Annotated in this window: 27 protein-coding genes; 15 read left to right on the forward strand and 12 right to left on the reverse strand. The window is 71.9% G+C overall.

Annotated features, from left to right (window positions below):
* Positions 1 to 85 precede the first annotated feature (85 nt).
* From JMJ56_RS00385 to mltG, 4 genes are all read left to right on the forward strand, one after another.
* On the forward strand, positions 86 to 325 hold the full coding sequence (locus JMJ56_RS00385) for a hypothetical protein (protein ID WP_202829640.1): 240 nt from the start codon (positions 86 to 88) through the stop codon (positions 323 to 325).
* A 189-nt stretch (positions 326 to 514) separates the two neighbouring features.
* The gene (locus JMJ56_RS00390) at positions 515 to 751 is read left to right on the forward strand and encodes an acyl carrier protein (RefSeq protein ID WP_043338033.1); all 237 of its coding nucleotides are present in this window, start codon (positions 515 to 517) and stop codon (positions 749 to 751) included.
* Between the two features lie 48 nt (positions 752 to 799).
* Complete coding sequence (gene fabF / locus JMJ56_RS00395) at positions 800 to 2,083, forward strand: beta-ketoacyl-ACP synthase II (protein WP_328702216.1); 1,284 nt, start codon at positions 800 to 802, stop codon at positions 2,081 to 2,083.
* A gap of 38 nt (positions 2,084 to 2,121) precedes the next feature.
* Positions 2,122 to 3,060: an endolytic transglycosylase MltG gene (gene mltG, locus JMJ56_RS00400; protein WP_268884937.1), complete on the forward strand. Its 939-nt coding sequence runs from the start codon at positions 2,122 to 2,124 to the stop codon at positions 3,058 to 3,060.
* Positions 3,061 to 3,126: 66 nt separating this feature from the next.
* Here the strand turns inward: mltG and JMJ56_RS00405 are convergent, their stop codons facing one another.
* A complete protein-coding gene (locus tag JMJ56_RS00405) occupies positions 3,127 to 3,285 on the reverse strand; it encodes a DUF6726 family protein (RefSeq protein WP_202829641.1) in 159 nt (52 codons plus the stop codon).
* A gap of 51 nt (positions 3,286 to 3,336) precedes the next feature.
* A complete protein-coding gene (locus JMJ56_RS00410; RefSeq protein WP_202829642.1) occupies positions 3,337 to 4,056 on the reverse strand; it encodes an ABC transporter ATP-binding protein in 720 nt (239 codons plus the stop codon).
* Between the two features lie 94 nt (positions 4,057 to 4,150).
* Here JMJ56_RS00410 and JMJ56_RS00415 point away from each other — a divergent pair, with 94 nt between their 5' ends.
* From JMJ56_RS00415 to JMJ56_RS00435, 5 genes are all read left to right on the forward strand, one after another.
* Entirely contained in the window at positions 4,151 to 4,735 is a 585-nt protein-coding gene (locus tag JMJ56_RS00415) for an arylesterase (RefSeq protein ID WP_328702218.1), read from the forward strand.
* 12 nt (positions 4,736 to 4,747) lie between these two features.
* A complete protein-coding gene (gene thpR, locus JMJ56_RS00420; RefSeq protein WP_202829643.1) occupies positions 4,748 to 5,287 on the forward strand; it encodes an RNA 2',3'-cyclic phosphodiesterase in 540 nt (179 codons plus the stop codon).
* Between the two features lie 61 nt (positions 5,288 to 5,348).
* Positions 5,349 to 5,690, forward strand: a complete 342-nt coding sequence (locus JMJ56_RS00425; RefSeq protein ID WP_202829644.1) for a hypothetical protein — start codon at positions 5,349 to 5,351, stop codon at positions 5,688 to 5,690.
* A gap of 36 nt (positions 5,691 to 5,726) precedes the next feature.
* Positions 5,727 to 6,212, forward strand: coding sequence for a copper chaperone PCu(A)C (locus JMJ56_RS00430; RefSeq protein ID WP_202829645.1), 486 nt, complete (start codon positions 5,727 to 5,729; stop codon positions 6,210 to 6,212).
* On the forward strand, positions 6,172 to 7,038 hold the full coding sequence (locus tag JMJ56_RS00435) for a trypsin-like serine peptidase (protein WP_202829646.1): 867 nt from the start codon (positions 6,172 to 6,174) through the stop codon (positions 7,036 to 7,038). Before JMJ56_RS00430 ends, JMJ56_RS00435 begins: the two co-directional genes overlap by 41 nt.
* On the opposite strand, the gene JMJ56_RS00440 is transcribed toward JMJ56_RS00435, so the two are convergent.
* Positions 7,035 to 7,427, reverse strand: coding sequence for a metallopeptidase family protein (locus JMJ56_RS00440; RefSeq protein WP_043362507.1), 393 nt, complete (start codon positions 7,425 to 7,427; stop codon positions 7,035 to 7,037). The two genes, JMJ56_RS00435 and JMJ56_RS00440, sit on opposite strands and share 4 nt — an antisense overlap.
* A gap of 55 nt (positions 7,428 to 7,482) precedes the next feature.
* On the opposite strand from JMJ56_RS00440, the gene JMJ56_RS00445 reads away from it, so the two are divergent.
* The gene (locus JMJ56_RS00445; RefSeq protein ID WP_202829647.1) at positions 7,483 to 7,773 is read left to right on the forward strand and encodes a 4a-hydroxytetrahydrobiopterin dehydratase; all 291 of its coding nucleotides are present in this window, start codon (positions 7,483 to 7,485) and stop codon (positions 7,771 to 7,773) included.
* A 16-nt stretch (positions 7,774 to 7,789) separates the two neighbouring features.
* Here JMJ56_RS00445 and JMJ56_RS00450 read toward each other — a convergent pair whose 3' ends face one another.
* Positions 7,790 to 8,224 carry an Rrf2 family transcriptional regulator gene (locus JMJ56_RS00450; protein WP_043362513.1) on the reverse strand — a complete coding sequence of 145 codons (435 nt, stop codon included), beginning with the start codon at positions 8,222 to 8,224 and terminating at the stop codon, positions 7,790 to 7,792.
* A gap of 126 nt (positions 8,225 to 8,350) precedes the next feature.
* On the opposite strand from JMJ56_RS00450, the gene JMJ56_RS00455 reads away from it, so the two are divergent.
* Positions 8,351 to 8,812: an MmcB family DNA repair protein gene (locus JMJ56_RS00455; RefSeq protein WP_236037363.1), complete on the forward strand. Its 462-nt coding sequence runs from the start codon at positions 8,351 to 8,353 to the stop codon at positions 8,810 to 8,812.
* On the opposite strand, the gene JMJ56_RS00460 is transcribed toward JMJ56_RS00455, so the two are convergent.
* Genes JMJ56_RS00460 through JMJ56_RS00470 form a run of 3 tightly spaced genes read right to left on the reverse strand, consistent with a single transcriptional unit; the run spans position 8,799 to position 11,085 of the window.
* Positions 8,799 to 9,257 (reverse strand): PaaI family thioesterase, encoded by a 459-nt coding sequence (locus JMJ56_RS00460; protein ID WP_236037364.1) that lies wholly within the window; start codon positions 9,255 to 9,257, stop codon positions 8,799 to 8,801. The two genes, JMJ56_RS00455 and JMJ56_RS00460, sit on opposite strands and share 14 nt — an antisense overlap.
* Positions 9,254 to 10,120 carry a flagellar motor stator protein MotA gene (gene motA / locus JMJ56_RS00465; protein ID WP_202829648.1) on the reverse strand — a complete coding sequence of 289 codons (867 nt, stop codon included), beginning with the start codon at positions 10,118 to 10,120 and terminating at the stop codon, positions 9,254 to 9,256. The genes JMJ56_RS00460 and motA overlap by 4 nt, the downstream gene beginning before the upstream one ends.
* On the reverse strand, positions 10,117 to 11,085 hold the full coding sequence (locus tag JMJ56_RS00470; RefSeq protein WP_202829649.1) for a flagellar motor protein MotB: 969 nt from the start codon (positions 11,083 to 11,085) through the stop codon (positions 10,117 to 10,119). The genes motA and JMJ56_RS00470 overlap by 4 nt, the downstream gene beginning before the upstream one ends.
* Positions 11,086 to 11,261: 176 nt before the next feature.
* Between JMJ56_RS00470 and JMJ56_RS00475 the strand changes: the two genes are divergently transcribed.
* Together JMJ56_RS00475 and JMJ56_RS00480 are read left to right on the forward strand one after the other, a co-directional pair.
* Entirely contained in the window at positions 11,262 to 12,215 is a 954-nt protein-coding gene (locus JMJ56_RS00475; RefSeq protein WP_202829650.1) for an ABC transporter permease, read from the forward strand.
* 13 nt (positions 12,216 to 12,228) lie between these two features.
* On the forward strand, positions 12,229 to 13,140 hold the full coding sequence (locus tag JMJ56_RS00480; protein WP_043362523.1) for an ABC transporter permease: 912 nt from the start codon (positions 12,229 to 12,231) through the stop codon (positions 13,138 to 13,140).
* Positions 13,141 to 13,163: 23 nt separating this feature from the next.
* Here JMJ56_RS00480 and JMJ56_RS00485 read toward each other — a convergent pair whose 3' ends face one another.
* The gene (locus JMJ56_RS00485) at positions 13,164 to 14,090 is read right to left on the reverse strand and encodes a LysR family transcriptional regulator (RefSeq protein WP_202829651.1); all 927 of its coding nucleotides are present in this window, start codon (positions 14,088 to 14,090) and stop codon (positions 13,164 to 13,166) included.
* Positions 14,091 to 14,169: 79 nt separating this feature from the next.
* Here JMJ56_RS00485 and JMJ56_RS00490 point away from each other — a divergent pair, with 79 nt between their 5' ends.
* Positions 14,170 to 14,709, forward strand: coding sequence for an NAD(P)H-dependent oxidoreductase (locus tag JMJ56_RS00490; protein WP_202829652.1), 540 nt, complete (start codon positions 14,170 to 14,172; stop codon positions 14,707 to 14,709).
* Between the two features lie 99 nt (positions 14,710 to 14,808).
* Entirely contained in the window at positions 14,809 to 15,960 is a 1,152-nt protein-coding gene (locus JMJ56_RS00495) for an MFS transporter (protein ID WP_202829653.1), read from the forward strand.
* On the opposite strand, the gene JMJ56_RS00500 is transcribed toward JMJ56_RS00495, so the two are convergent.
* From JMJ56_RS00500 to JMJ56_RS00515, 4 genes are read right to left on the reverse strand one after another with little or no spacing between them, the layout of a single operon-like run.
* Positions 15,926 to 16,942 (reverse strand): sulfate/molybdate ABC transporter ATP-binding protein, encoded by a 1,017-nt coding sequence (locus JMJ56_RS00500; RefSeq protein WP_202829654.1) that lies wholly within the window; start codon positions 16,940 to 16,942, stop codon positions 15,926 to 15,928. The two genes, JMJ56_RS00495 and JMJ56_RS00500, sit on opposite strands and share 35 nt — an antisense overlap.
* Entirely contained in the window at positions 16,939 to 17,748 is an 810-nt protein-coding gene (cysW, locus tag JMJ56_RS00505; protein ID WP_236037365.1) for a sulfate ABC transporter permease subunit CysW, read from the reverse strand. The genes JMJ56_RS00500 and cysW overlap by 4 nt, the downstream gene beginning before the upstream one ends.
* The gene (cysT, locus tag JMJ56_RS00510) at positions 17,745 to 18,563 is read right to left on the reverse strand and encodes a sulfate ABC transporter permease subunit CysT (protein ID WP_202829655.1); all 819 of its coding nucleotides are present in this window, start codon (positions 18,561 to 18,563) and stop codon (positions 17,745 to 17,747) included. Before cysT ends, cysW begins: the two co-directional genes overlap by 4 nt.
* Positions 18,560 to 19,567, reverse strand: coding sequence for a sulfate ABC transporter substrate-binding protein (locus JMJ56_RS00515; RefSeq protein ID WP_202829656.1), 1,008 nt, complete (start codon positions 19,565 to 19,567; stop codon positions 18,560 to 18,562). Before JMJ56_RS00515 ends, cysT begins: the two co-directional genes overlap by 4 nt.
* Positions 19,568 to 19,666 lie beyond the last annotated feature (99 nt).

Genomic DNA, 19,666 nt, shown 5'->3' on the forward strand with positions numbered 1-19,666 from the left:
CCCCGGCCCATCGCTTTTTGTTGCGCCGCCGCCGGCGCAACCCGAGGCTGCCAGGCCCGCTTCAGCCGCAGCAGCCGAGGCAGCGATGGTGCGTCTCACTCCGCCCCGACTTTCCCCTGACTCCCTGGTCGGGCCCTGGCCCGACGGGCCCTGGTGGCTGCTCGGCGCAGCGGCGCTCGCCGCCCCCTACGCCGTGCTGGCCCAGGGTGCCGACCTGCATCTGGCGATCGCAGCCGGCCTCGCCTGCCTCATCTCGCCCTCGGCCGCGATCGAGGCGATGATGGGCGTGGCCCGCCTCGCTCAGCTGGCCGCCCCGCCGCGCTGATGCTGCGCCGCGTCATCCGCGCCGGTCACGCGGAAGCCACCAAAGGGACTTGCCAGCGCAGCCAACACCGCCTACGCCCCCTCCGGGTTCCGCGTTAACCACCCCCCGCCCCCGTGCGGCATGCCGCGCTTCCGGGCACGGGCTGGTCGACGCCAGGGGCATGGCTGTTGATTTGGAGACTGGCACGCGATGAGCGAGACCGCCGAGAAGGTTAAGAAGATTGTCGTCGAGCACCTCGGCGTGGACGAGGCCAAGGTGACCGAGGACGCCTCCTTCATCGACGACCTGGGCGCCGACAGCCTCGACACCGTCGAACTGGTGATGGCCTTCGAGGAGGCCTTCGGCGTGGAGATCCCGGACGATGCGGCCGAGAAGATCACCACGGTGAAGGACGCCATCGCCTATATCGACGGTCAGAAGGGCTAAGGCCCTTCTCCGCCACGACCAAGACCGAGACCGGGAAGAGGGTGTAGCGTGTTCGCACAGGCTGCCGCGCCGCGGCGCGTTGTCGTCACCGGCATGGGCATCGCCAGCCCGCTTGGCCTCGGCGTCGAGCGGGTCTGGAAGCGCCTGATCGAGGGGCAGAGCGGCATCGCCGCCATCCAGTCCTTCGACGTGAAGGACCTGCCGGCCAAGGTCGCCGGCCAGGTCCCTGTCGGCACCAGGGCCGAAGGCGGGCTCGACCTCGCCGAGTGGATCCCGGTCAAGGACCAGAAGAAGATGGACCGCTTCATCCAGCTCGCCGTCGTGGCGGCGGTCGAGGCGGTCGAGGATTCCGGCTGGATGCCGGAGGATGAGGAAGGCCGCTGCGCCACCGGCGTGATGATCGGCTCCGGCATCGGCGGCCTCACCACCATCTACGAGAGCTCGCAGCTCATCGCCCAGGGCAAGCACAAGCGGGTCTCGCCCTTCTTCATCCCGAGCGCGCTGATCAACCTCGCCTCCGGCCACGTCTCCATCCGCTACGGCTTCAAGGGCCCGAACCATGCGGTGGTGACGGCCTGCGCCACCGGCGTGCACGCCTTGGGCGATGCCGCCCGGCTGATCGCCTTCGGCGATGCCGACGTCATGGTCGCCGGCGGTGCCGAGGCCGCGGTCAGTGAGATCGGCATGGCCGGCTTCTGCGCCTCCCGCGCCCTCTCCACCGGCTACAACGACACCCCGGCCGAGGCTTCCCGCCCCTGGGACGAGGGCCGCGATGGCTTTGTCATGGGCGAGGGCGCCGGCGTCGTCGTGCTCGAGGAGTACGAGCACGCGAAGACGCGCGGCGCGAAGATCTATGCTGAGGTCATCGGCTACGGCATGTCGGGCGATGCCCACCACATCACCGCCCCCTCGGATACCGGCGACGGCGCCTTCCGCTCCATGCGCGCAGCGCTGAAGAGCGCCGGCGTTGCCCCGAGCGAGGTGCAGTACGTCAACGCCCACGGCACCTCGACGCCGCTCGGCGACGACTTGGAACTCGGCGCGGTGGAGCGGCTCTGGGGCGAGGACGCGCGCGGCCTGGCGATGTCCTCGACCAAGTCCGCCATCGGCCACCTGCTTGGCGCGGCCGGGGCGGTGGAGGGCATCTTCTCCATCCTCGCCATCCGCGACGGCGTGGCCCCGCCGACGCTGAACCTAGAGAAGGCCTCGAAGGACAGCCCGATCGACCGGGTCGCCAAGGTGGCGCAGGAGCGGAAGATCGACGTGGCGTTGTCGAACAGCTTCGGCTTCGGCGGCACCAACGCCAGCATCGTCTTCCGCGCGGCGCCCTGAGGCGCTTCCTCCGCATCGCCGGGGCGGCCTTCGCCGCCCTGGCGTTCCTCGCCGCAGCCGGCGCGGGCTGGGCCTGGCATCGCTTCCAATCCCCCGGCCCCCTGGTTGAACAGGCCCAGCTCGTCATCCCTCGGGGCGGAACGGAGGCCATTGCCGCCGCCCTCCGCCGCGCCGGGGTGATCGAAGAGCCCCGCCTCTTCACCCTCGCCACCCTGGCGACGCGGGGCGACGGGCCACTACGCGCCGCCGAATTCGCCTTCCCGCCCGGTGCCTCCATGGCGCAGGTGCTCGACATCCTCCGCACTGCCCGCCCGGTGCAGCGCCGGGTGACGATCCCCGAGGGCCTCACCGCCCGCCAGATCGCCGCTCTCCTGACCCGCACCGAAGGCCTCACCGGCGAACTTCCCGCCTTCGCCGAGGGCGCCGTCCTGCCGGAAACCTATGCCTATAGCTGGGGCGACGATCGCTCCGGCCTGCTCCGCCGCGCCGAATCGGCCATGCTCCAGGCGTTGTCCGAGGCCTGGTCCGCCCGTGCCGGCAACCTGCCGCTGGCGACGCCGCGCGAGGCGCTGGTCCTCGCCAGCATCGTCGAGCGCGAGACCTCGGTAGCGGAGGAGCGGCCGCGCGTCGCCGCCGTCTTCCTCAACCGCCTCCGCGCGGGGATGCCGCTGCAATCGGACCCGACGGTCGCCTATGCCGCCGCCGACGGCGCCCCGCTCGACCGTCCGCTGAGCCGCGCCGACCTCGACCGCGACCATCCGTTCAACACCTACAAGGTAAGGGGCCTGCCGCCCGCCCCCATCGCCGCCCCCGGCCTCGCCGCGCTGCGTGCCGTCACCCGCCCTGCTGCGACGGAAGACCTCTACTTCGTTGCCGATGGCAGCGGCGGCCACGCCTTCGCCCGGACGCTGGAGGAGCACAACCGCAACGTCGCCCGCTGGCGGGAGATCGAGCGCCGCCGCGGCGCAGGTCTGTAGGGACCGCGGTCGAGGAGGGCGCCGCCCTCCTCGGACTCCACACCGCGACGCAATCCCGTCGGGGCGCTAGTCGATCACATCGCCCACGGCATGGATCGGCGCCCCGAGCGGCTTGCCCACCACCGGCACGACCGAAAGAACGTCCCCCGTCACCCGGAAGGGCAGCGCCACTAGCCCGCAGCCGGACAGCGAGAGCGCCGCCAGCATCAGCATCACAACGCGCATCGGCCTCCTCCTCATCCGTTCGTCGCACGAACGCATCATCCCAGCCGCCGTTCAGCCCGGCTGGATCAGCCCGTCTTCCATCCGCAGCACCCGGTCGCAACGCCCGGCCAGCACCGGGTCATGGGTGATGAGCAGCAACGTCGTGCCGAGCCGCGCGCGCAGCCCGAACAGCAGCTCCATCACCTGCGCCCCCGTCCCGCGGTCGAGATTGCCGGTCGGCTCATCGGCCAGCAGCAGCGGCGGCTCGGCCACCGTCGCCCGCGCCAGCGCCACCCGCTGCTGCTCGCCGCCCGACAGCTCGCCCGGGTAATGCCCCAGCCGGTGCCCGAGCCCGACATTCTGCAGAGCCTGGGTCGCGCGGGGAAAGGCATCCCGCCGCCCGGCGAACTCCAGCGGCACCGCAACATTCTCGAGTGCGGTCATGGTCGGGATCAGGTGGAAGGCCTGGAACACGATCCCGATGGTCTCCCGCCGGAAGCGCGCCAGCGCATCCTCGTCCATCCGCCCCGGCTCGCGCCCGGCGACGACGAGGCTGCCGGAAGTCGGCCGCTCCAGCCCCGCCAGCAGCATCAGCAGCGAGGTCTTGCCCGAGCCGGAGGGACCGACCAGCCCCACCACCTCGCCCTTCCCGATGCTGAGATCGACCCCGCGGAGGATGTTGACCGCACCGGCCGCCCCCGCCACCTTGAAGGCGAGGCCCCTGGCGGCAATGAGCGATTCGTCCGATTTGTCGCCTGTCAGGGAGCGGGAGTGGCTTGCGATGGTGTCCATGGTGCCATGCGGGTTCCGGGATGCCAGCCGATATGGGCGCAGAAGCGCCATCGGCCTAGCGCTATCGGGTATCGGAGTATTACGGACGGGTGCGGTGCCGGCCAGGGCGGCCGGTCCGGTCCGCCTCCTCGCCCTCGGCGACAGCCTGACCGCCGGCTACGGTCTGCCCCCTGGCGAGGGCTTCGTGCCGCGCCTCCAGGCGGCGCTTCAGGCCCGTGGCCGCGAGGTGCGGGTGCTCGACGGCGGCGTCTCAGGCGACACCACGGCCGGCGGCCTCGCCCGCCTTGATTGGTCCCTTGCCGACGACCCGCAGGCGGCCATCGTCGAACTCGGCGGCAATGACGGCCTGCGCGGCCTGCCCCCCGCCGAGACCCGCCGCAACCTCGCCGCCATCCTCGACCGCCTGGCCGCCCGCCGCATCCCGGTCCTGCTCTCCGGCATGCTCGCCCCGCCCAATCTCGGCGCCGATTATGGCCGGGATTTCCAGGCCGTCTTCCACGACCTGGCGCGCGAGCGGCCCGGCCTCGTCTTCGACCCCTTCTTCCTCGAAGGCATCGCCGGTGACGCCGCCCTGAACCAGGCGGACGGCATCCACCCCAACCCCCGCGGCGTGGAACGCCTGGTCGCCCGCATCCTGCCCGCGGTCGAGGCCCTGCTGGACCGAGTCACCCCTGGCTGAGGAGTGTTCCCGATGATCCGCCTCTTCGTCGCCCTGGCCCTGCCGCCTGCCATCAAGGACCAGCTCGCGGAGCTTTCAGGCGGCATCCCCGGTGCCCGCTGGGTCCCGCCGGAGAACTACCACCTCACCCTCCGCTTCATCGGCGAGGTCGAATCCTGGCAGGCCCAGGACGTGGACGACGCCCTCGCCAATGTCCGCGCCCGTCCCTTCGAGCTGTCTCTGCGCGGCCTCGGCACCTTCGAAAAGGCCGGGCGCATCAGCGCCCTCTGGGTCGGCGTCGAGAAGACCGAAGCACTGGCCTTCCTCCAGGCCAAGGTGGAGACCGCCCTGCAGCGCGTCGGCCTCGAGCCGGAGCGCAAGCGCTTCGCCCCGCATGTGACGCTGGCCCGCACCGACCGTGCCGCGCCGGACAAGCTTATACAGTTCGTCCAGGCGCATAACCTCTTCCGCGCCCCGCCCGTGCCGGTCGAGAGCTTCACCCTCTATTCCAGCCTGCTCGGCAAGGAGCAGGCCTTCTACGTGCCCGAGGTCGAATACGCCCTGGCCGCCTGAGCCGGGGAGGCGGCCTGCACCCGCATCGACTTTCCTTGCGGCCCCGTCTAGGGTCCGGCCGGTGACACGCCGGCCCCCCTTCCTGCTGATCGCCGCCCTGTTGCTCCAGGCGATCCTCGCTCCGGCGCATGGTCTGGCGATGGCCGGCCACGGCCTGCCCCTCGCCCTCTGCACCGCCGATGGCGTGAAGCGGGCCGATGACAACCCCGCCGTCCTGCCGCATCTCGGCGACTGCCTCGCCTGCCACGCCCTGCCGGCCGGCGCCGCGCTCGACCCGCCATCCCTGCCGCCCCCGTCATGGAGCCTCATCGGCCAGCCGGTCGCCGCCGCCTTCCTGACCTCGCTCCCGTCCGGCCGCCGCGGCCCACCCGGTGGCGCTCGCGCCCCACCCCGGTTCTCCTGATCCCCCACCATGCCATTCCGGATTCAGGAGAACCCCATGCCCATCCTTCGCCGCAGCCTGCTGGCCCTGGCCTGCCTCGCCCCCCTTCCGGCTTTCACCCCTCTGGCGCTCGCCCATAATGACGCCGTCACCATCGGCGACATCCAGGTGACCGAGCCCTGGTCCCGCGCCGCCGGGGCGAACGGCACCGGCGCCGGCTTCCTGACCATCCGCAATGCCGGCACCCAGCCCGACCGGCTGCTCTCCGCCGCCTCGCCCGTCGCCCGCAGCGTGGAACTCCACACTCATATGCGCGACGGCGAGGTGATGCGCATGCGTCAGGCCGAAGGCGGCATCCCCATCCCGCCCGGCGCCACCGTCACTCTCCGGCCCGGCGGCTTCCACGTCATGCTGATCGGCCTGACGCAGCCGCTGGCCGCGGGCAGCGACGTCCCGCTCACCCTCCGCTTCGAGCGGGCGGGCGAGACGCAGGTGATGCTGCATGTCGGTGCCGCCGGCGCCCGCGGGCCGGCCCATCACTGAGAGCCCGGCCGGCGCATCCTCCGTGGCGCCGCCGGCCAACACCCCCACCGGGCCGGCCGTCACGGGCAGCCGGATGGGGCCGCGCCGTCCCGGACAGAATCGCAGCCTCGTCGCCGCCCTGCTGGCTGCCTTGGTCGCCGCGCTGCTGGCCTGGCCCGCGACGGCGCAACCCGCGCTCCGCCCCGGTATCGGAGAGGTCGACCCGCGCCGCCCCGTCAACCCGGAGGAGAGCCCCTGGCACGCCCTCGGCCGCGTCCAGCTCGAAGTCGGCGGCCGCTGCACCGGCGCGCTGATCGGCCCCCGCCTGATGCTGACCGCCGCGCATTGCCTGGTCGCCCCGCGCAGCCGCGCCCTGGTCCAGCCCGGCACCATCCATGTCCTGCTCGGCTATGTCCGCGGCACCGCCCGCGGTCATGCCCGCGCCACCGCCTACCGCATCGGCCCCGGCTTCGATCCGTCGAAGGGCGGCCCCGCCGCGGCCGACTGGGCGATCCTCAGCCTCGACACGCCCCTCGGCACCCCCGACCGCATCCTGCCCCTGCTCGCCGCCCCGCCCGCGCCCCGCGCGCCGCTGATGCTCGGCGGCTACCAGCAGGACCGGCCGGAGGTGATCATCGCCGATACCGGCTGCCGGCTGCTCGGCCTCTCCGCCGGCGGCCCCGGCGCGATGCTGCTGCATGATTGCGCCGGCACCCGCGGCAGCAGCGGTGCCCCGCTGCTGGCCCGCGGCCCGGAGGGCAGCTGGGCCATTGCCGGCATCGCCTCCCGCGTCGCCGCTTCCGCGGCCCTTGGCGCCGCCGTCCCCGCCTCGGCGATCAGGCCCTAATTCTCCTTCTCCAGCCGGTCGATATCCGCATCCGACAGGCCGAAATGGTGCCCGATCTCATGGATCAGCACGTTCCGCACCAGCCCGAACAGATCCTCCCCCGTCTCGATCCATTCCAGCAGGATCGGCTCCCGGTAGAGCAGGATCGTGTCCGGCTCCCGCGGCGTGTCGAGCACGCTCTTCTGCGTCAGCGGCACGCCGCGGTAGAGGCCGGTGAGTTCCCAGGGCTCCTCGATCCCCATCTCCTCCAGCGTCTCGTCATCCGGCATGTCCTCGACGATGATCGCCGTGCCGCGCACCTGTTCGCGCAGCACGGCGGGCATGGCGGCGAGGGCCTGCTCGGCCAGCTCCAGGATATCCTCAAGGCTTGGCGGGGTGTTGTGGCGCATCCCCCTAGCGGAAGCCCATGCCGCCCCCAGGTCAAGCCGCCAGGAGATGACATCCATGGTCGAACCGCTCGACGCCGCTGCCCGCACCGCCCTGTCCGCCACGCTGCCCGCCTGGCAGCCGGTCGCCGGCCGGGACGCCATCCGCCGCGAATTCCGCTTCCGCGATTTCTCCGAGGCCTGGGGCTTCATGGCCCGCGTGGCCCTGCTGGCCGAGGCGCAGGACCATCATCCGGAATGGTCGAATGTCTGGAACCGGGTGGAGATCCTGCTGACCACGCATGACGCCGGCGGCCTTTCAGCCCGCGACCTCCGCCTCGCCCAGGCCATCGACGCGCTGCTCGGCTGAGGCGGTTGGATCGAGCCTAGTCCGCCGCCTCGGCCGTCTCCTGCCGCGCTGCCTGCACCAGCTCGGCGAGGCTGGTCCGGTCGAGATCGGCCAGCATCGCCGCTTCCGCCTGATCGAAGCGGCGGCGCAGCAGGGGTGGGATGCGCTGGCCGAGCGGGCAGGCCTGCGGGCCCCGCCGGTGCACGCGCAGCATTGCCTCCGGCGCCGGGTGGATGGCCCGCCAGACATCCTTGAGGCTGATCGCCTCCGGCGGCCGGGTGAGCATCGCCCCGCCCGGCCCACGCTGCACGGTGATGAGCCCGGCCCGCGAGAGCTGCCCGGCGATGCGCCGCACCACCACGGGGTTGGTGCCGATGCTGGCCGCGAGGCGCAGGCTGGTCGCCCCGCCCGGGGGGTCGCTGGCGACGATGGTGAGGATATGGAGGCCGACGGAGAAGCGAGTCGCTATCATGATTTATCATTTGGTAGGGCAGGCCGGCCCGGGTCGCCGGGGCCCTTTCCATCGTTTCGCTGACACCGGAGCCGTGAATTTGTGACCATTCTCCCATCAACGCCGGACTTGGCCCTGGGATGCACCTTGACGCCTGCGGAACGCACCAGCCTCGTCTGCCGGGCTGCGCAGCGCTTCTGCGGCCTCCACGGCTGGACGAGCCTGGCCGAGATGCCCCTGCCGAACGGCCGCCGGGCGGACCTGCTCGCCCTCCTGCCCGATGGCGGCTTCGCGATCGTCGAGGTGAAGTCCTGCGCCCGCGATTTCCTCTCGGACCTGAAATGGCCCGACTACCGCGAGTATTGCGACCGGCTCTATTTCGCGGTGGACCTCGACTTCCCGCAGGCGCTGCTGCCGGAGGATGCCGGCCTGCTCGTCGCCGACGGTCTGGAGATGGCCGAGCTCCGCCCCGCCCCGGCCCACCCGCTGGCCCCCGCCCGCCGCCGCGCCCTGTTGCACCGCTTCGCCATGCTGGCCGCGGAGCGCCTCTCCGCGCTGACCGACCCTGCCGGCCGCGCCGAGCGCCGCGCCGCGCTCAGGGTTGAATAGGCACGCCTTCGGGGTCCCCGCTGCCTGCCCGGTAGCGGTGGGTGGAGGCGCCGAAGGCCACCATCCGCCCCTCCGCATCGAAGACCTCGGTGCGGGCGAAGAAGACGTTGCGCCCGCCCGTCGCCACCCGCCCCTCGGCCACCAGCCTGCCGCCGATCGCCGCCTGGCCGGTGAAGCGGCAATCGAGATCGAGCGTCACCGCCCGCCGCACCCGCCCCGGCACCGGGCAGAACAGCCCCGAGAAGGCCGCCGCCTGGTCGATCATCGAGAGCAGCAGCCCGCCATGCACGATGCCCGAGCGGTTGGCGTGGAAGGGCGCCGTCTCGCAGACCAGCCGCGCATAGCCCTCCCGCCATTCCTCGACCGTGATGCCGAGATGCTCGTGATAGGGCGAATGCGAGGGATCCATGCCCGCACCGATGCCCGCGCCGCCCGCCCCGGTCAAGCGATCTGCAGCTCCTGCAGCGCCGCCTCCAGCTCCTGGAAGGTCGGCATCGAATGGCTCGGCGCGGTCTTGCGGCCCGCCTCCACCGCCACCTGCGGCGCATTGCCGTGCAGGTGGGCCACAAGGACGGCGCGGATCACCTCGTAGAACTTGCACTCCTCGTCGACCACGCCCTTCAGCCGCGCCGCCATCGGCCCCATCAGGCCGTAGGCCAGCAGGATGCCGAGGAAGGTGCCGACCAGCGCGCCGCCGATCATCCCGCCCAGCACCGCGGGCGGCTGGTCGATCGAGGCCATCGTCTTGATGACACCGAGTACCGCGGCGACGATGCCGAGCGCCGGCAGCGCATCGGCGATGGCTTGCATGGCATGTGCCGCGTGCATCTCCTCGTTCGCCACCTTCTTGAGTTCCCGCGCCATGATGTCCTCGATCTGGTGCGGGTCGTCGGCATTCATGCCGACCATGCGCAGGTAGTCGCAGATCATGGTGGTGGCGACCTTGTCAGCCGCGATCTTGGGGAATTTCTGGAAGGCGGCGCTGTCCTCCGGCTTCTCGATGTGCGGCTCCAGCGCCATGGCGCCCTTCGATTGCGCCAGGCGGACGAAGTAGTAGAGCAGTGCGAGAAGATCGGAGTACTCGTGCTTGTGGAAGCGTGCGCCCTTGATGATCTTCCCGAAGCCGTCGAGCACGTGCTTGATGTCGTGCATGCTGTTCGACATGACGAAGGAGCCGACGGCGGCGCCGCCGATCATCATCATCTCGTAGGGCAGGGAATGCAGGATGATGCCGAACTTGCCGCCGGCGATGATGTAGCCGCCGAACACCATGGCCAGCAGGAAGACGAAGCCGCCGATCGTCGTCATCGCGCGGCACTCTCCGGCAGCTGCCGCAGCAGGGTGATGCCGACGCGCCTGTTGGCGGGATTGGTCGGCTCGGCCGGCAGCAGCAGGTCGCGCTCGGCATGGCCGGTGACGCTTTGCAGCCTGGCCTCGGCGATGCCGCCCTCGACCATCAGCCGCCGCACCGCATTGGCCCGCTCGGCCGAAAGCTCCCAGTTGCCCCGCTCGCCGCCGCGGAAGGGCGTCGCATCCGTATGGCCGGCGATGGCGAGCCCGTTCGGCAGCCGCGCCGCCACCCGGATCACCTGTTGCAGCAGCGCCCGCGCCCGCTCGTTCGGCGCCGCGCTGCCCGCGGCGAACATCGGCCGCCGCTCGGCATCGAGGATCTGGATGCGCAGGCCCTCCGGCACCTGCTCGACGACGAGCTGCCGCGCCAGCTCCGCCAGCGCCGGGTCGTCGCGCACCGCGGCGCGGATATCCTCCGCGGCGCGCTCCAGCGCCACCCGCTCCCGCCGCGCCAGCTCCTCGCGCAGCGCCGCATCGGGGATGGCGGCGGTGTCCGGCTGCGCCGCATGCGGCACCTCGGTCTGGTCCGGCTGGGGCGGGAGGGCGGGGGAGGGCGGCGCCGCCGGCGTGTCGCCATCCTCCTCGATGTCGAGGAGGAAGGGCGCCTGCCCCCGCTCCACCCGCACCGCACCGCTGTCCGAGACCGAAGCCCCCTCCGCATGCGGCGTCCTGCCGCCGAAGGGCTGGCCGCTGCCCGAGTTGGCCCGGGCCAGCACGTTGTTCGGCGAGAAGAAGTCGGCAAGTCCGCGCCGCTGCTCCTCGGACGTGGCGTTGAGCAGCCACATCAGCAGGAAGAAGGCCATCATCGCCGTGACGAAATCGGCATAGGCGACCTTCCAGGCGCCGCCATGATGCCCGTGCTCGCCGCCTTCCTCCTTGCGGATGACGATGGTGACGCCGCCCTTCTTGCCCTTGCCCGCCATGCCTGCACTCCGATGGCGGCACTCTCCCCCGGCTCCCTTAATTTCCGCCTAAGCCCAAGCCGCGGGCACTTTGCCGCCTCCCTGGGCAGCCTCGGCCCCACCATCGCCGCCGGGCCCCGCGCCATCCTGGCACGCGCCTTGCGTCGCAGCCCCGGCAGAGACCTGGGAACCACCGCATGATCCTCTATCTGGCGCGGCGCATCGTCTACGCGATCCCGATCGCCCTCGCCGTCGGCTTCGTCTGCTTCATGCTGGTGCAGATCGCCCCCGGCGACCCGATCAATGCCATCGTCCCGCCCGACGCGCCCGCCGATGTGGTGGAGCAGGTCCGCCGCGACTACGGCCTCGACAAGCCGCTGCCGGTCCAGTTCGGCCTCTGGCTGTCGAAGGTCGTGGTCGGCGATCTCGGCCGCTCGCTCGCCACCGGCCGCCCGGTCTGGGCCGATCTCCGCAGCGCCATCGGCAACACGCTGATGCTGGCCTTCTGCGCCTCCGGCCTCGGCTTCATCCTCGGCTGCATCCTGGGCGGCCTCGCCGGCACCTTCCGCGGCTCGGCCATCGACCGTGGCGCCACCGGCATCGCCGTCGCCGGCGTCTCCGTCCCGCACTACTGGCTGGGGATGGTGATGGTCGTCGTCTTCTCCGTCCAGCTCAACTGGCTGCCGGCGATGGGCGCTGGCCCCGGCGGCTCCTCCGACTGGGGCTGGGACTGGGAGCACGTCAAGCATCTCGTCCTGCCGACCATCACCCTCTCGGTCATCCCGATGGGCATCGTCACCCGCACCGTGCGCGGCATCGTCGCCGAGATCATGAACCAGGAATTCATCACCGCCCTGCGCGGCAAGGGGATGACGCGCCGCGGCATCTTCCTGCATGTCGTCAAGAACGCCGCGCCCAACGCACTGGCGGTGATGGGCCTCCAGCTCGGCTACCTGATGGGCGGCTCCATCCTGGTCGAGACCGTCTTCTCCTGGCCGGGGACGGGCCTCCTGCTGAACAGCGCCATCTTCCAGCGCGACCTGCCGGTGCTGCAGGGGACGATCCTGGTGCTGGCGATGTTCTTCGTCGCCCTGAACCTGCTCGTCGACCTGATCCAGACCACCCTCGACCCCCGCATCAAGCGCGCCTGAGGAGCCTGCATCGATGAGCACGGCCACCACCCCGACCGCCGCGGAAGCGGAACTCGCCGTACAGGCCCGGCAGGCCCCCGTCCGCTCGCAGGGCTACTGGGCCGGCGTCTTCAAGCGCCTGCGGCGAGACCCGGTGACGATCGCCTGCGCCGCCATCCTGCTGCTGATGCTGCTGGCGATCGTCTTCGCCCCGCTGCTCGCGCCGCACGACCCCTACCAGGGCAGCATGATCCGCCGCCTCCGCGCCATCGGCACGCCGAACTACCTGCTCGGCACCGACGAGCTCGGCCGCGACATCCTGACGCGCCTGCTCTATGGCGGCCGCCTCTCCTGGTTCATGGGCATCGTGCCCGTGGCCTTCGCCTTCGTCATCGGCACGACGCTCGGCGTCACCGCCGGCTTCATGGGCGGCCGCGTGAACATGGCGATCATGCGCGTCACCGATGTCTTCTACGCCTTCCCCTCGGTGCTGCTCGCCGTCGCCATCTCGGGGGCGCTCGGCGCCGGCATCTTCAACGCCATCCTCTCGCTGACGCTGGTCTTCGTGCCGCAGATCATCCGCGTGGCCGAGAGCGTGACGCAGGGCGTGCGCAGCCTCGATTTCGTCGATGCGGCGCGGGCCTCCGGCGCCTCCGGCTTCACCATCGTCCGCGTGCATGTGCTCGGCAACGTGCTCGGCCCGATCTTCGTCTATGCCACGGGCCTCATCAGCGTCTGCATGATCCTCTCCTCGGGCCTCAGCTTCCTCGGCCTCGGCACCAAGCCGCCCGAGCCGGAATGGGGGCTGATGCTGAACACGCTGCGCACGGCCATCTATGTCCAGCCCTGGGTCGCGGTGCTGCCCGGCGCCTGCATCTTCGTCACCTCCATCTGCTTCAACCTGCTGAGCGACGGGCTGCGCCAGGCGATGGACGTGAAGGGCTGAGCGCCGCCCCAGCAGGCGCGCCGTCATAGCGGCGGCGCGCGGACCCCGTCCGCGGCGAGGGCCTCCGCCATGGCCTCGGCGACATGCATCACCACCGGGTCGCCGCTACGCCGGTCATGCCAGGCGAGGTCGAGCCGGAAGCCCTCGACGGGCAGGGGCGGGGGCCTGACGGTCAGCGCGGCCCCTGCGGGGACGCAGCGCGTCGGCAGCATGGCGATCAGGTCCGACCCGGCCAGCAGGGGCGGCACCATGAGAAAGCTCGGCACCACCACCCCGACCCGGCGTGCCAGGCCACGCGCCGCCAGCCCGGCGTCCAGCGGCGTCTCCGTCCCGCCATGCCCGGAGACGACGACATGCGGAAAGGCCAGCCAGCGGGCGAGGTCGAACTCCGCCGCCGCCGGATGGCCGGGCCGCATGACGACGCAATAGGTCTCGTCCAGCAGCCGCCGCTGGCGGAGCGGCGGATCCAGCGGCGGCAGGACCGAGGCCACCAGATCCGCCTCGCCGTGATGGAGCCGCGTCAGGGCATCCGCCGCGCCGGCCCAGGGCAGCAGGGCGAGGGTGACACCGGGCGCCGTATGAGCGAGCCGTGCCTGCAGCGTCACCAGCAGCGCCACGCCCGGCGCATCGGCCATCAGCAGACGGACGGTCTGCCGTGTGGTCGCCAGATTGCGGCCCGGACGCCTCAGCACGTCCCGCAGCGCCGCCAGCGCCTCGCCTAGCGGCGCCCGCAGAGCCTCGCCCAACGGCGTGAGGCGCAGGCCCCCGCGCCCACGCTCGAGCAGCGGGTCGCCGAAGAGGTGCCGCAGCCGGTCCAACGCATTCGAGGCCGCGGGCTGCGACAGGCCAAGGCGCCGCGCCGCGCGGGTGACATGCGCCTCCTCCAGCAAGGCATCGAGCACGACGAGGAGGTTCAGGTCGATCCCGCGTAGTCCATTCACCCGGTCCATGGCCGCCCATACCAACCATCCATTGGATCAATAGTAGGCGCCGCCCCATCCTCCTCCGCAACAACCGAGGAGCAACAACGTGACCGAGACCCTGATCCTCATCTCCCATCCCGGCTACGCCGCCTCCCGCGCCAACCGCGCCCTGGCCGAGGCCGCCGCCGCGCTGCCAGGGGTGGAGGTGGCGCATCTGGAGGCGCTCTATCCCGATGGCCGGTTCGACCTTGATGCGGAGGTCGCGCGCCTGCTTGGGGCCCGCCGCATCGTCCTGCATTTCCCGGTGCAGTGGTACTCCACTCCGCCGCTGCTCAAGGCCTGGCAGGACGCGGTGCTGACCCGGATGTTCTACATCAACGCGGAAACCGAAGGCGCACGCCTTGCCGGGCGGCCGTTGCTGGTGGCGGCCACGGCGGGCAACCGGCCCGAGGCCTATGACGCGACGGGCATGAACCTCTACCCCCTGCCGGAGCTGCTGCGCCCCCTGCATGCGACCGCCCATCGCTGCGGGCTGGCGTGGCAGGAGCCCTTCCTGATCTTCAACGCCAGGACCGCTTCGGCGGACGATCTGGCGAGCGCCGGCGCCGCCTATCGGGAACGCCTGCTCGCGCTCAGTCAGGAGTGACCGGACCGGCGGGGCTCGCCCATCTTATTTCGCAGCGCTTTCCATGAATTCTGCATTCATCCAGTTGTCTAGCCGTCTACCCAAGCGCAGCCTGGCCTTATGGACGCCACCGCTGCCGACCGCGCCTCCCGCGATGCCTCGATCACCCTCGGCCTGACCCTGCCGACCGATACCGTCCTCTACCTCCTGCTGCCCCTGCATGCCGCCACCTTCGGCGTCACCTTCGCCGAAGCCGGCCTGTTGCTCGCCGCCAACCGCCTCGTCCGCATCGCCGGCTATGGCTGGATCGCCCGGCTCTACGAGCGGCGCGGCCCGCGTACCGCCTGCGCGCTTGCCGTGGTCGGCGCGGCGCTCTCCTCGCTCGGCTACGCGGTGCTACCCGGCCTCTGGTGGCTGCTGGCGGCACGGCTGCTCTGGGGCCTCTCCTTCGCTGCGCTGAACATCGCGACGCAGGCCCTCGCCACTGCCGAGGCAGGGGGCGCCGCCCGCCGCAGCGGCCGCTCCCGCGCCATCATCGCCACCGGGCCGATGATCGGCCTCGTCGCCGGCGCGTTGATCGCAGAGGCTTACGGCCCCCACCTCGTCTTCCTTCTGCTCGCCGGCATCGCCCTCACCGCGCTGCCCTTCGCCCTTCGCCTGCCGGGCGGCCAGGGCGAGGCGGTGCGCGGCGCCCCGCGCTTCGGCCTGCCGGCGCGGATCGATGTCTGGTCCTTCGTGCAGGGGATGGCGCTGGACGGCGTCTTCGTCCTCGGCCTTTCGGTGCTGGCCGCGCTCGCCCTGGGCGGGGCAGGGCAGGGGGCCGCCCTGGCTGCGGGCCTGGCGCTCGCCCTGCGCTACGCCTCGGAGATCGCCCTCGGCCCGGCCGGCGGGGCATTGGCCGACCGCTTCGGCGCGGCGCGGATGCTCATCCTGCTTTCGGTCGCTTCCGCCCTCGCGCTCGCCGCCATCGGCCTCGGCGGCCTGGGGCTCTGGGTCGGCGCGCTGCTCGTCGTGCTGTTGCGCGGCCTGTTGCAGCCCCTCCCGGCCCCCGTCGTCGCTGCGCGGAACCCGGGTGCCGAGCGCGTCCCGGCCCTCGCCCGCCTCGCCACCTGGCGCGACCTCGGCGCCGGCGCCGGTCCGCTGGCAGCCGGGCTGCTGCTGCCGGTCCTGCCGCCCGCCCTGGTCTACGGGCTGACCGGCCTCGCCCTGCTTTGTGCCGCCCTGGCGCTGCCCGGCCTCATGCCGGAAACACCCGCGCCGCGAGCGCGGTGACGCGGCAGGGCTCTCCCCGCCGCGGCATCCAGCCGGGCGCGGGCGTGGCCTCCAGCAGCATCCCCGCCGTCTCCACCGTCAGCCGCACCCCCCGCCCATCCTGCCGCGCCGCTGCGACACGCGCTTCGCCCGCCCCCGGCTCGACCAGCAGGTCGACCGGCCGGAGGAAGGCCACCGCCTTGCCCTCCGCCACGCCCGCCACGGCAACCGGCGGCAACCCCTCGAACCAGGCCTGGCCGTCCCGCACCACGCAATCGATCGGCACTGCATCGCCGAGGAACCCCGCCACCCCCGCATCCGCCGGCGCCGCCAGCAGCGCCTCCGGCGTGTCGAACTGCACGACGCGCCCGTCGCGCATCACCGCCACCCGGTCGGCCAGCTCCAGCGCCTCGTCCTGGTCATGGGTGACGAAGAGGCTGGTCAGCCCCAGCCTGTCATGCAGCCCGCGCAGCCAGTGCCGAAGCTCCTTCCGTACCTTCGCATCCAGCGCGCCGAAGGGCTCATCGAGCAGCAGCACCCTCGGCTCGATCGCCAGCGCCCGGGCGAGGGCCACCCTCTGCCGTTGCCCGCCCGAAAGCTGGTCGGGATGGCGCCCGCCCATCCCCGGCAGCCGCACCAGCGCCAGCAGTTCCTCCACCCGCCGCACGATCTCTGCGCGCCCCGGCCGCAGCCGGCGCGGCTTGATGCGCAACCCGAAGGCGATGTTCTCGAACACCGTCATGTGGCGGAACAGCGCGTAGTTCTGGAAGACGAAGCCGACCCCCCGTTCCCGCGCCGGCACGGCGGCCATGTCCCGCCCCTCGATCAGCACCTGCCCCGCATCCGGAAATTCGAGCCCGGCGAGGCTGCGCAGCAGCGTCGTCTTCCCGCTCCCCGACGCCCCCAGCAGCGCGACGAACTCCCCCGCGCGCAGGGCAAGGTTCACCCCGTCCAGCGCCGCCACCCCGCCATAGCGAAGATGCAAACCCTGGACCTCGATCACCCCGCCCGCTCCAGCACCGCCTTGGCGCCGAGCGTCACCAGCGCCAGCAGCGCGAGCAAGCCCGCCACCGCGAAGGCCGCGACGAACTGGTACTCGTTGTAGAGGATCTCGACATGCAGCGGCATGGTGTTGGTCTCTCCCCTGACATGGCCGGAGACGACCGACACCGCCCCGAATTCCCCCATCGCCCGCGCATTGCAGAGCAGCACGCCCGACAGCAGCGCCCAGCGGATATTCGGCAGCGTCACATGCCGGAACATCCGCCACCCATCGGCGCCGAGCGTCGCCGCCGCCTCCTCCTCCGTCCGCCCCTGGTCCTGCATCAGTGGGATCAGCGTCCGCGCCACGAAGGGAAAGGTGACGAAGATCGTCGCCAGAACGATCCCCGGCAGGGCGAAGATCACCTGCACCCCGCGCTCCTCAAGCCACGGCCCGAGCCAGCCCTGCGCCCCGAAGACCAGCACGTAGACAAGCCCCGAGATCACCGGCGACACGGAGAAGGGCAGCTCGATCAGCACCATCAGCAGCCGCCGTCCGGGGAAGTCGAATTTGGCGATCGCCCAGGCCGCCGCCACCCCGCCCACCAGGTTGACCGGCACCGCCACCGCCGCCACCAGCAGGGTGAGCCTGACCGCCGCCAGCGCATCCGGATCGGCAAGTGCCCTGACGGCTGGCTCCCAGCCCCGCCGGAAGGCCTCGGCAAACACCGCCGCCAGCGGCAGCACGAGAAACAGCACGGCGACCCCCACCGCCGCCAGGCACAACACCCAGCGCAGCCACGGCGCCTCCTCGGTCGGCCGCCTCAAACGACACCCCGCCGCAGCCTGCGCTGCATCAGCCCGAACACCACCAGGAACACGAAGGACAGCAGCAGCATGGCGAGCCCCAGCGCCGCCGCCCCCGCGTAGTCATACTGCTCCAGCCGGGCCACGATCAGCAGCGGCGCGATCTCGCTCTCCATCGGCCGGTTCCCGGCGATGAAGATCACGCTGCCATACTCCCCAACGGCGCGCGCGAAGGCGAGTGCCACGCCCGAGACCAGCGCCGGCCCCAGCGCCGGCAGCACCACGCGCCGCCAGGCCTGCCACCGCGTCGCGCCCAGCACGGCGGCAGCCTCCTCCGCCTCCGGCCCCAGGTCGCGCAGCACCGGCTCCACCATGCGCACGACGAATGGCAGCCCGACGAAGGCCAGCGCCACCGCGACGCCGAGCGGCGTGAAGGCCACCGTCACCCCCATCGCCGCCAGCGGCGCCCCGAGCCACCCGTTCGGCGCGTAGAGCGCCGTCAGCGCCAGCCCGGCGACGGCCGTCGGCAGGGCGAAGGGCAAGTCGATCGCCGCATCCAGCACCCGCCGGCCGGGGAAGCGGTACCGCACCACTACCCATGCGATCAGCAGCCCGAGCGGCAGATCCACTAAGGCCGCCCCGAGCGCCGCCCCGAAGGACAGCCCGAGCGCCGCCACCACCCGCGGCTCCGTCACGCTTGCCCAGACGCCGGCCAGCCCCAGCTCCCACGGCCGCAGCACCAGCGCCGAGAGCGGCACCAGCACGATCAGCCCCAGCCACAGCCAGGTCACCCCGAGCGCGAGGCCGAGCCCCGGCAGCGCGGCCCGCCGCCTCATCGCCCGGGCTGGTACAGCCGGTCGAAGCTGCCCCCATCGGCGAAATGCGCCCGCTGCGCCTCGGCCCAGCCGCCGAATTCCGCATCCACCGTCACCAGCGGCAGGTCGGGAAAGGTCGCCCGCGCCGCCGCCAGCGCCGCCCGTTCGCGCGGCCGGTAGTAGTGCTGCGCCGCCAGCGCCTGCGCCTCGGCCGAGTAGAGATGCTCCAGATAAGCCTCCGCCACTGCCCGCGTCCCACGCCGGTCCACGTTGCGGTCGACCACGGCCACCGGCGGCTCTGCAAGGATCGAGAGGCTCGGCACCACGATCTCGAACTGCCCCTCGCCGAATTCGGCGAAGGCCAGGTGTGCCTCGTTCTCCCAGGCCAGCAGCACGTCGCCCTGCGCCCGCTGCGCGAAGCTGGTGGTCGAGCCACGCGCACCCGTATCCAGCACCGGCACGTTGCGCAGCAGCCGCCCGAGATACTCCGCCGCCGCAGCGTCGCCCCCGCCCTGCCGCCGTGCCCAGGCCCAGGCCGCCAGGTAATTCCACCGCGCCCCGCCGGAGGTCTTGGGATTGGGTGTCACCACCCCGACCCCCGGCTTCACCAGGTCGCCCCAGTCGCGGATGCCCTTGGGATTCCCGCGCCGAACTAGGAAGAGGATGGTACTGGTATAAGGCGCGCTGTTCTCGGGCAGCCGCCGCTGCCAGTCCCGCGCGATCAGCCCCCGCTCGGCAATGGCGTCGATGTCGTAGGCCAGGGCGAGCGTCACCACATCCGCCGCCAGCCCGTCGATCACCGCCCGCGCCTGGCGCCCCGAGCCGCCATGGGAACTGTTCAGCCGCACCGCCTGGCCGGACTTCTCCCGCCACCAAAGGGTGAAGGCGCCGTTATAGGCCCGGTAGAATTCCCGCGTCGGGTCATAGCTGACATTCAGCAGCGTGCCGGCGCCCTGCGCCCGCGCCGGTGCGGCGAGCCCCAGGGCAAGTCTGGGCAAGGCCCGGCGGGCGAGGGGGTGCGACATGGCGGCCTCCGGCTCCTCACGGCTCAGGCCCAAGGATTAACAGTCTCTGATCGGTGAATACAACCCGCTTGTGTCGGGTTGAACGCTTCATCGTGACGG

It is taken from the genome of Belnapia arida (assembly GCF_016773205.1).
Taxonomy (GTDB): Bacteria; Pseudomonadota; Alphaproteobacteria; order Acetobacterales; family Acetobacteraceae; genus Belnapia; species Belnapia arida.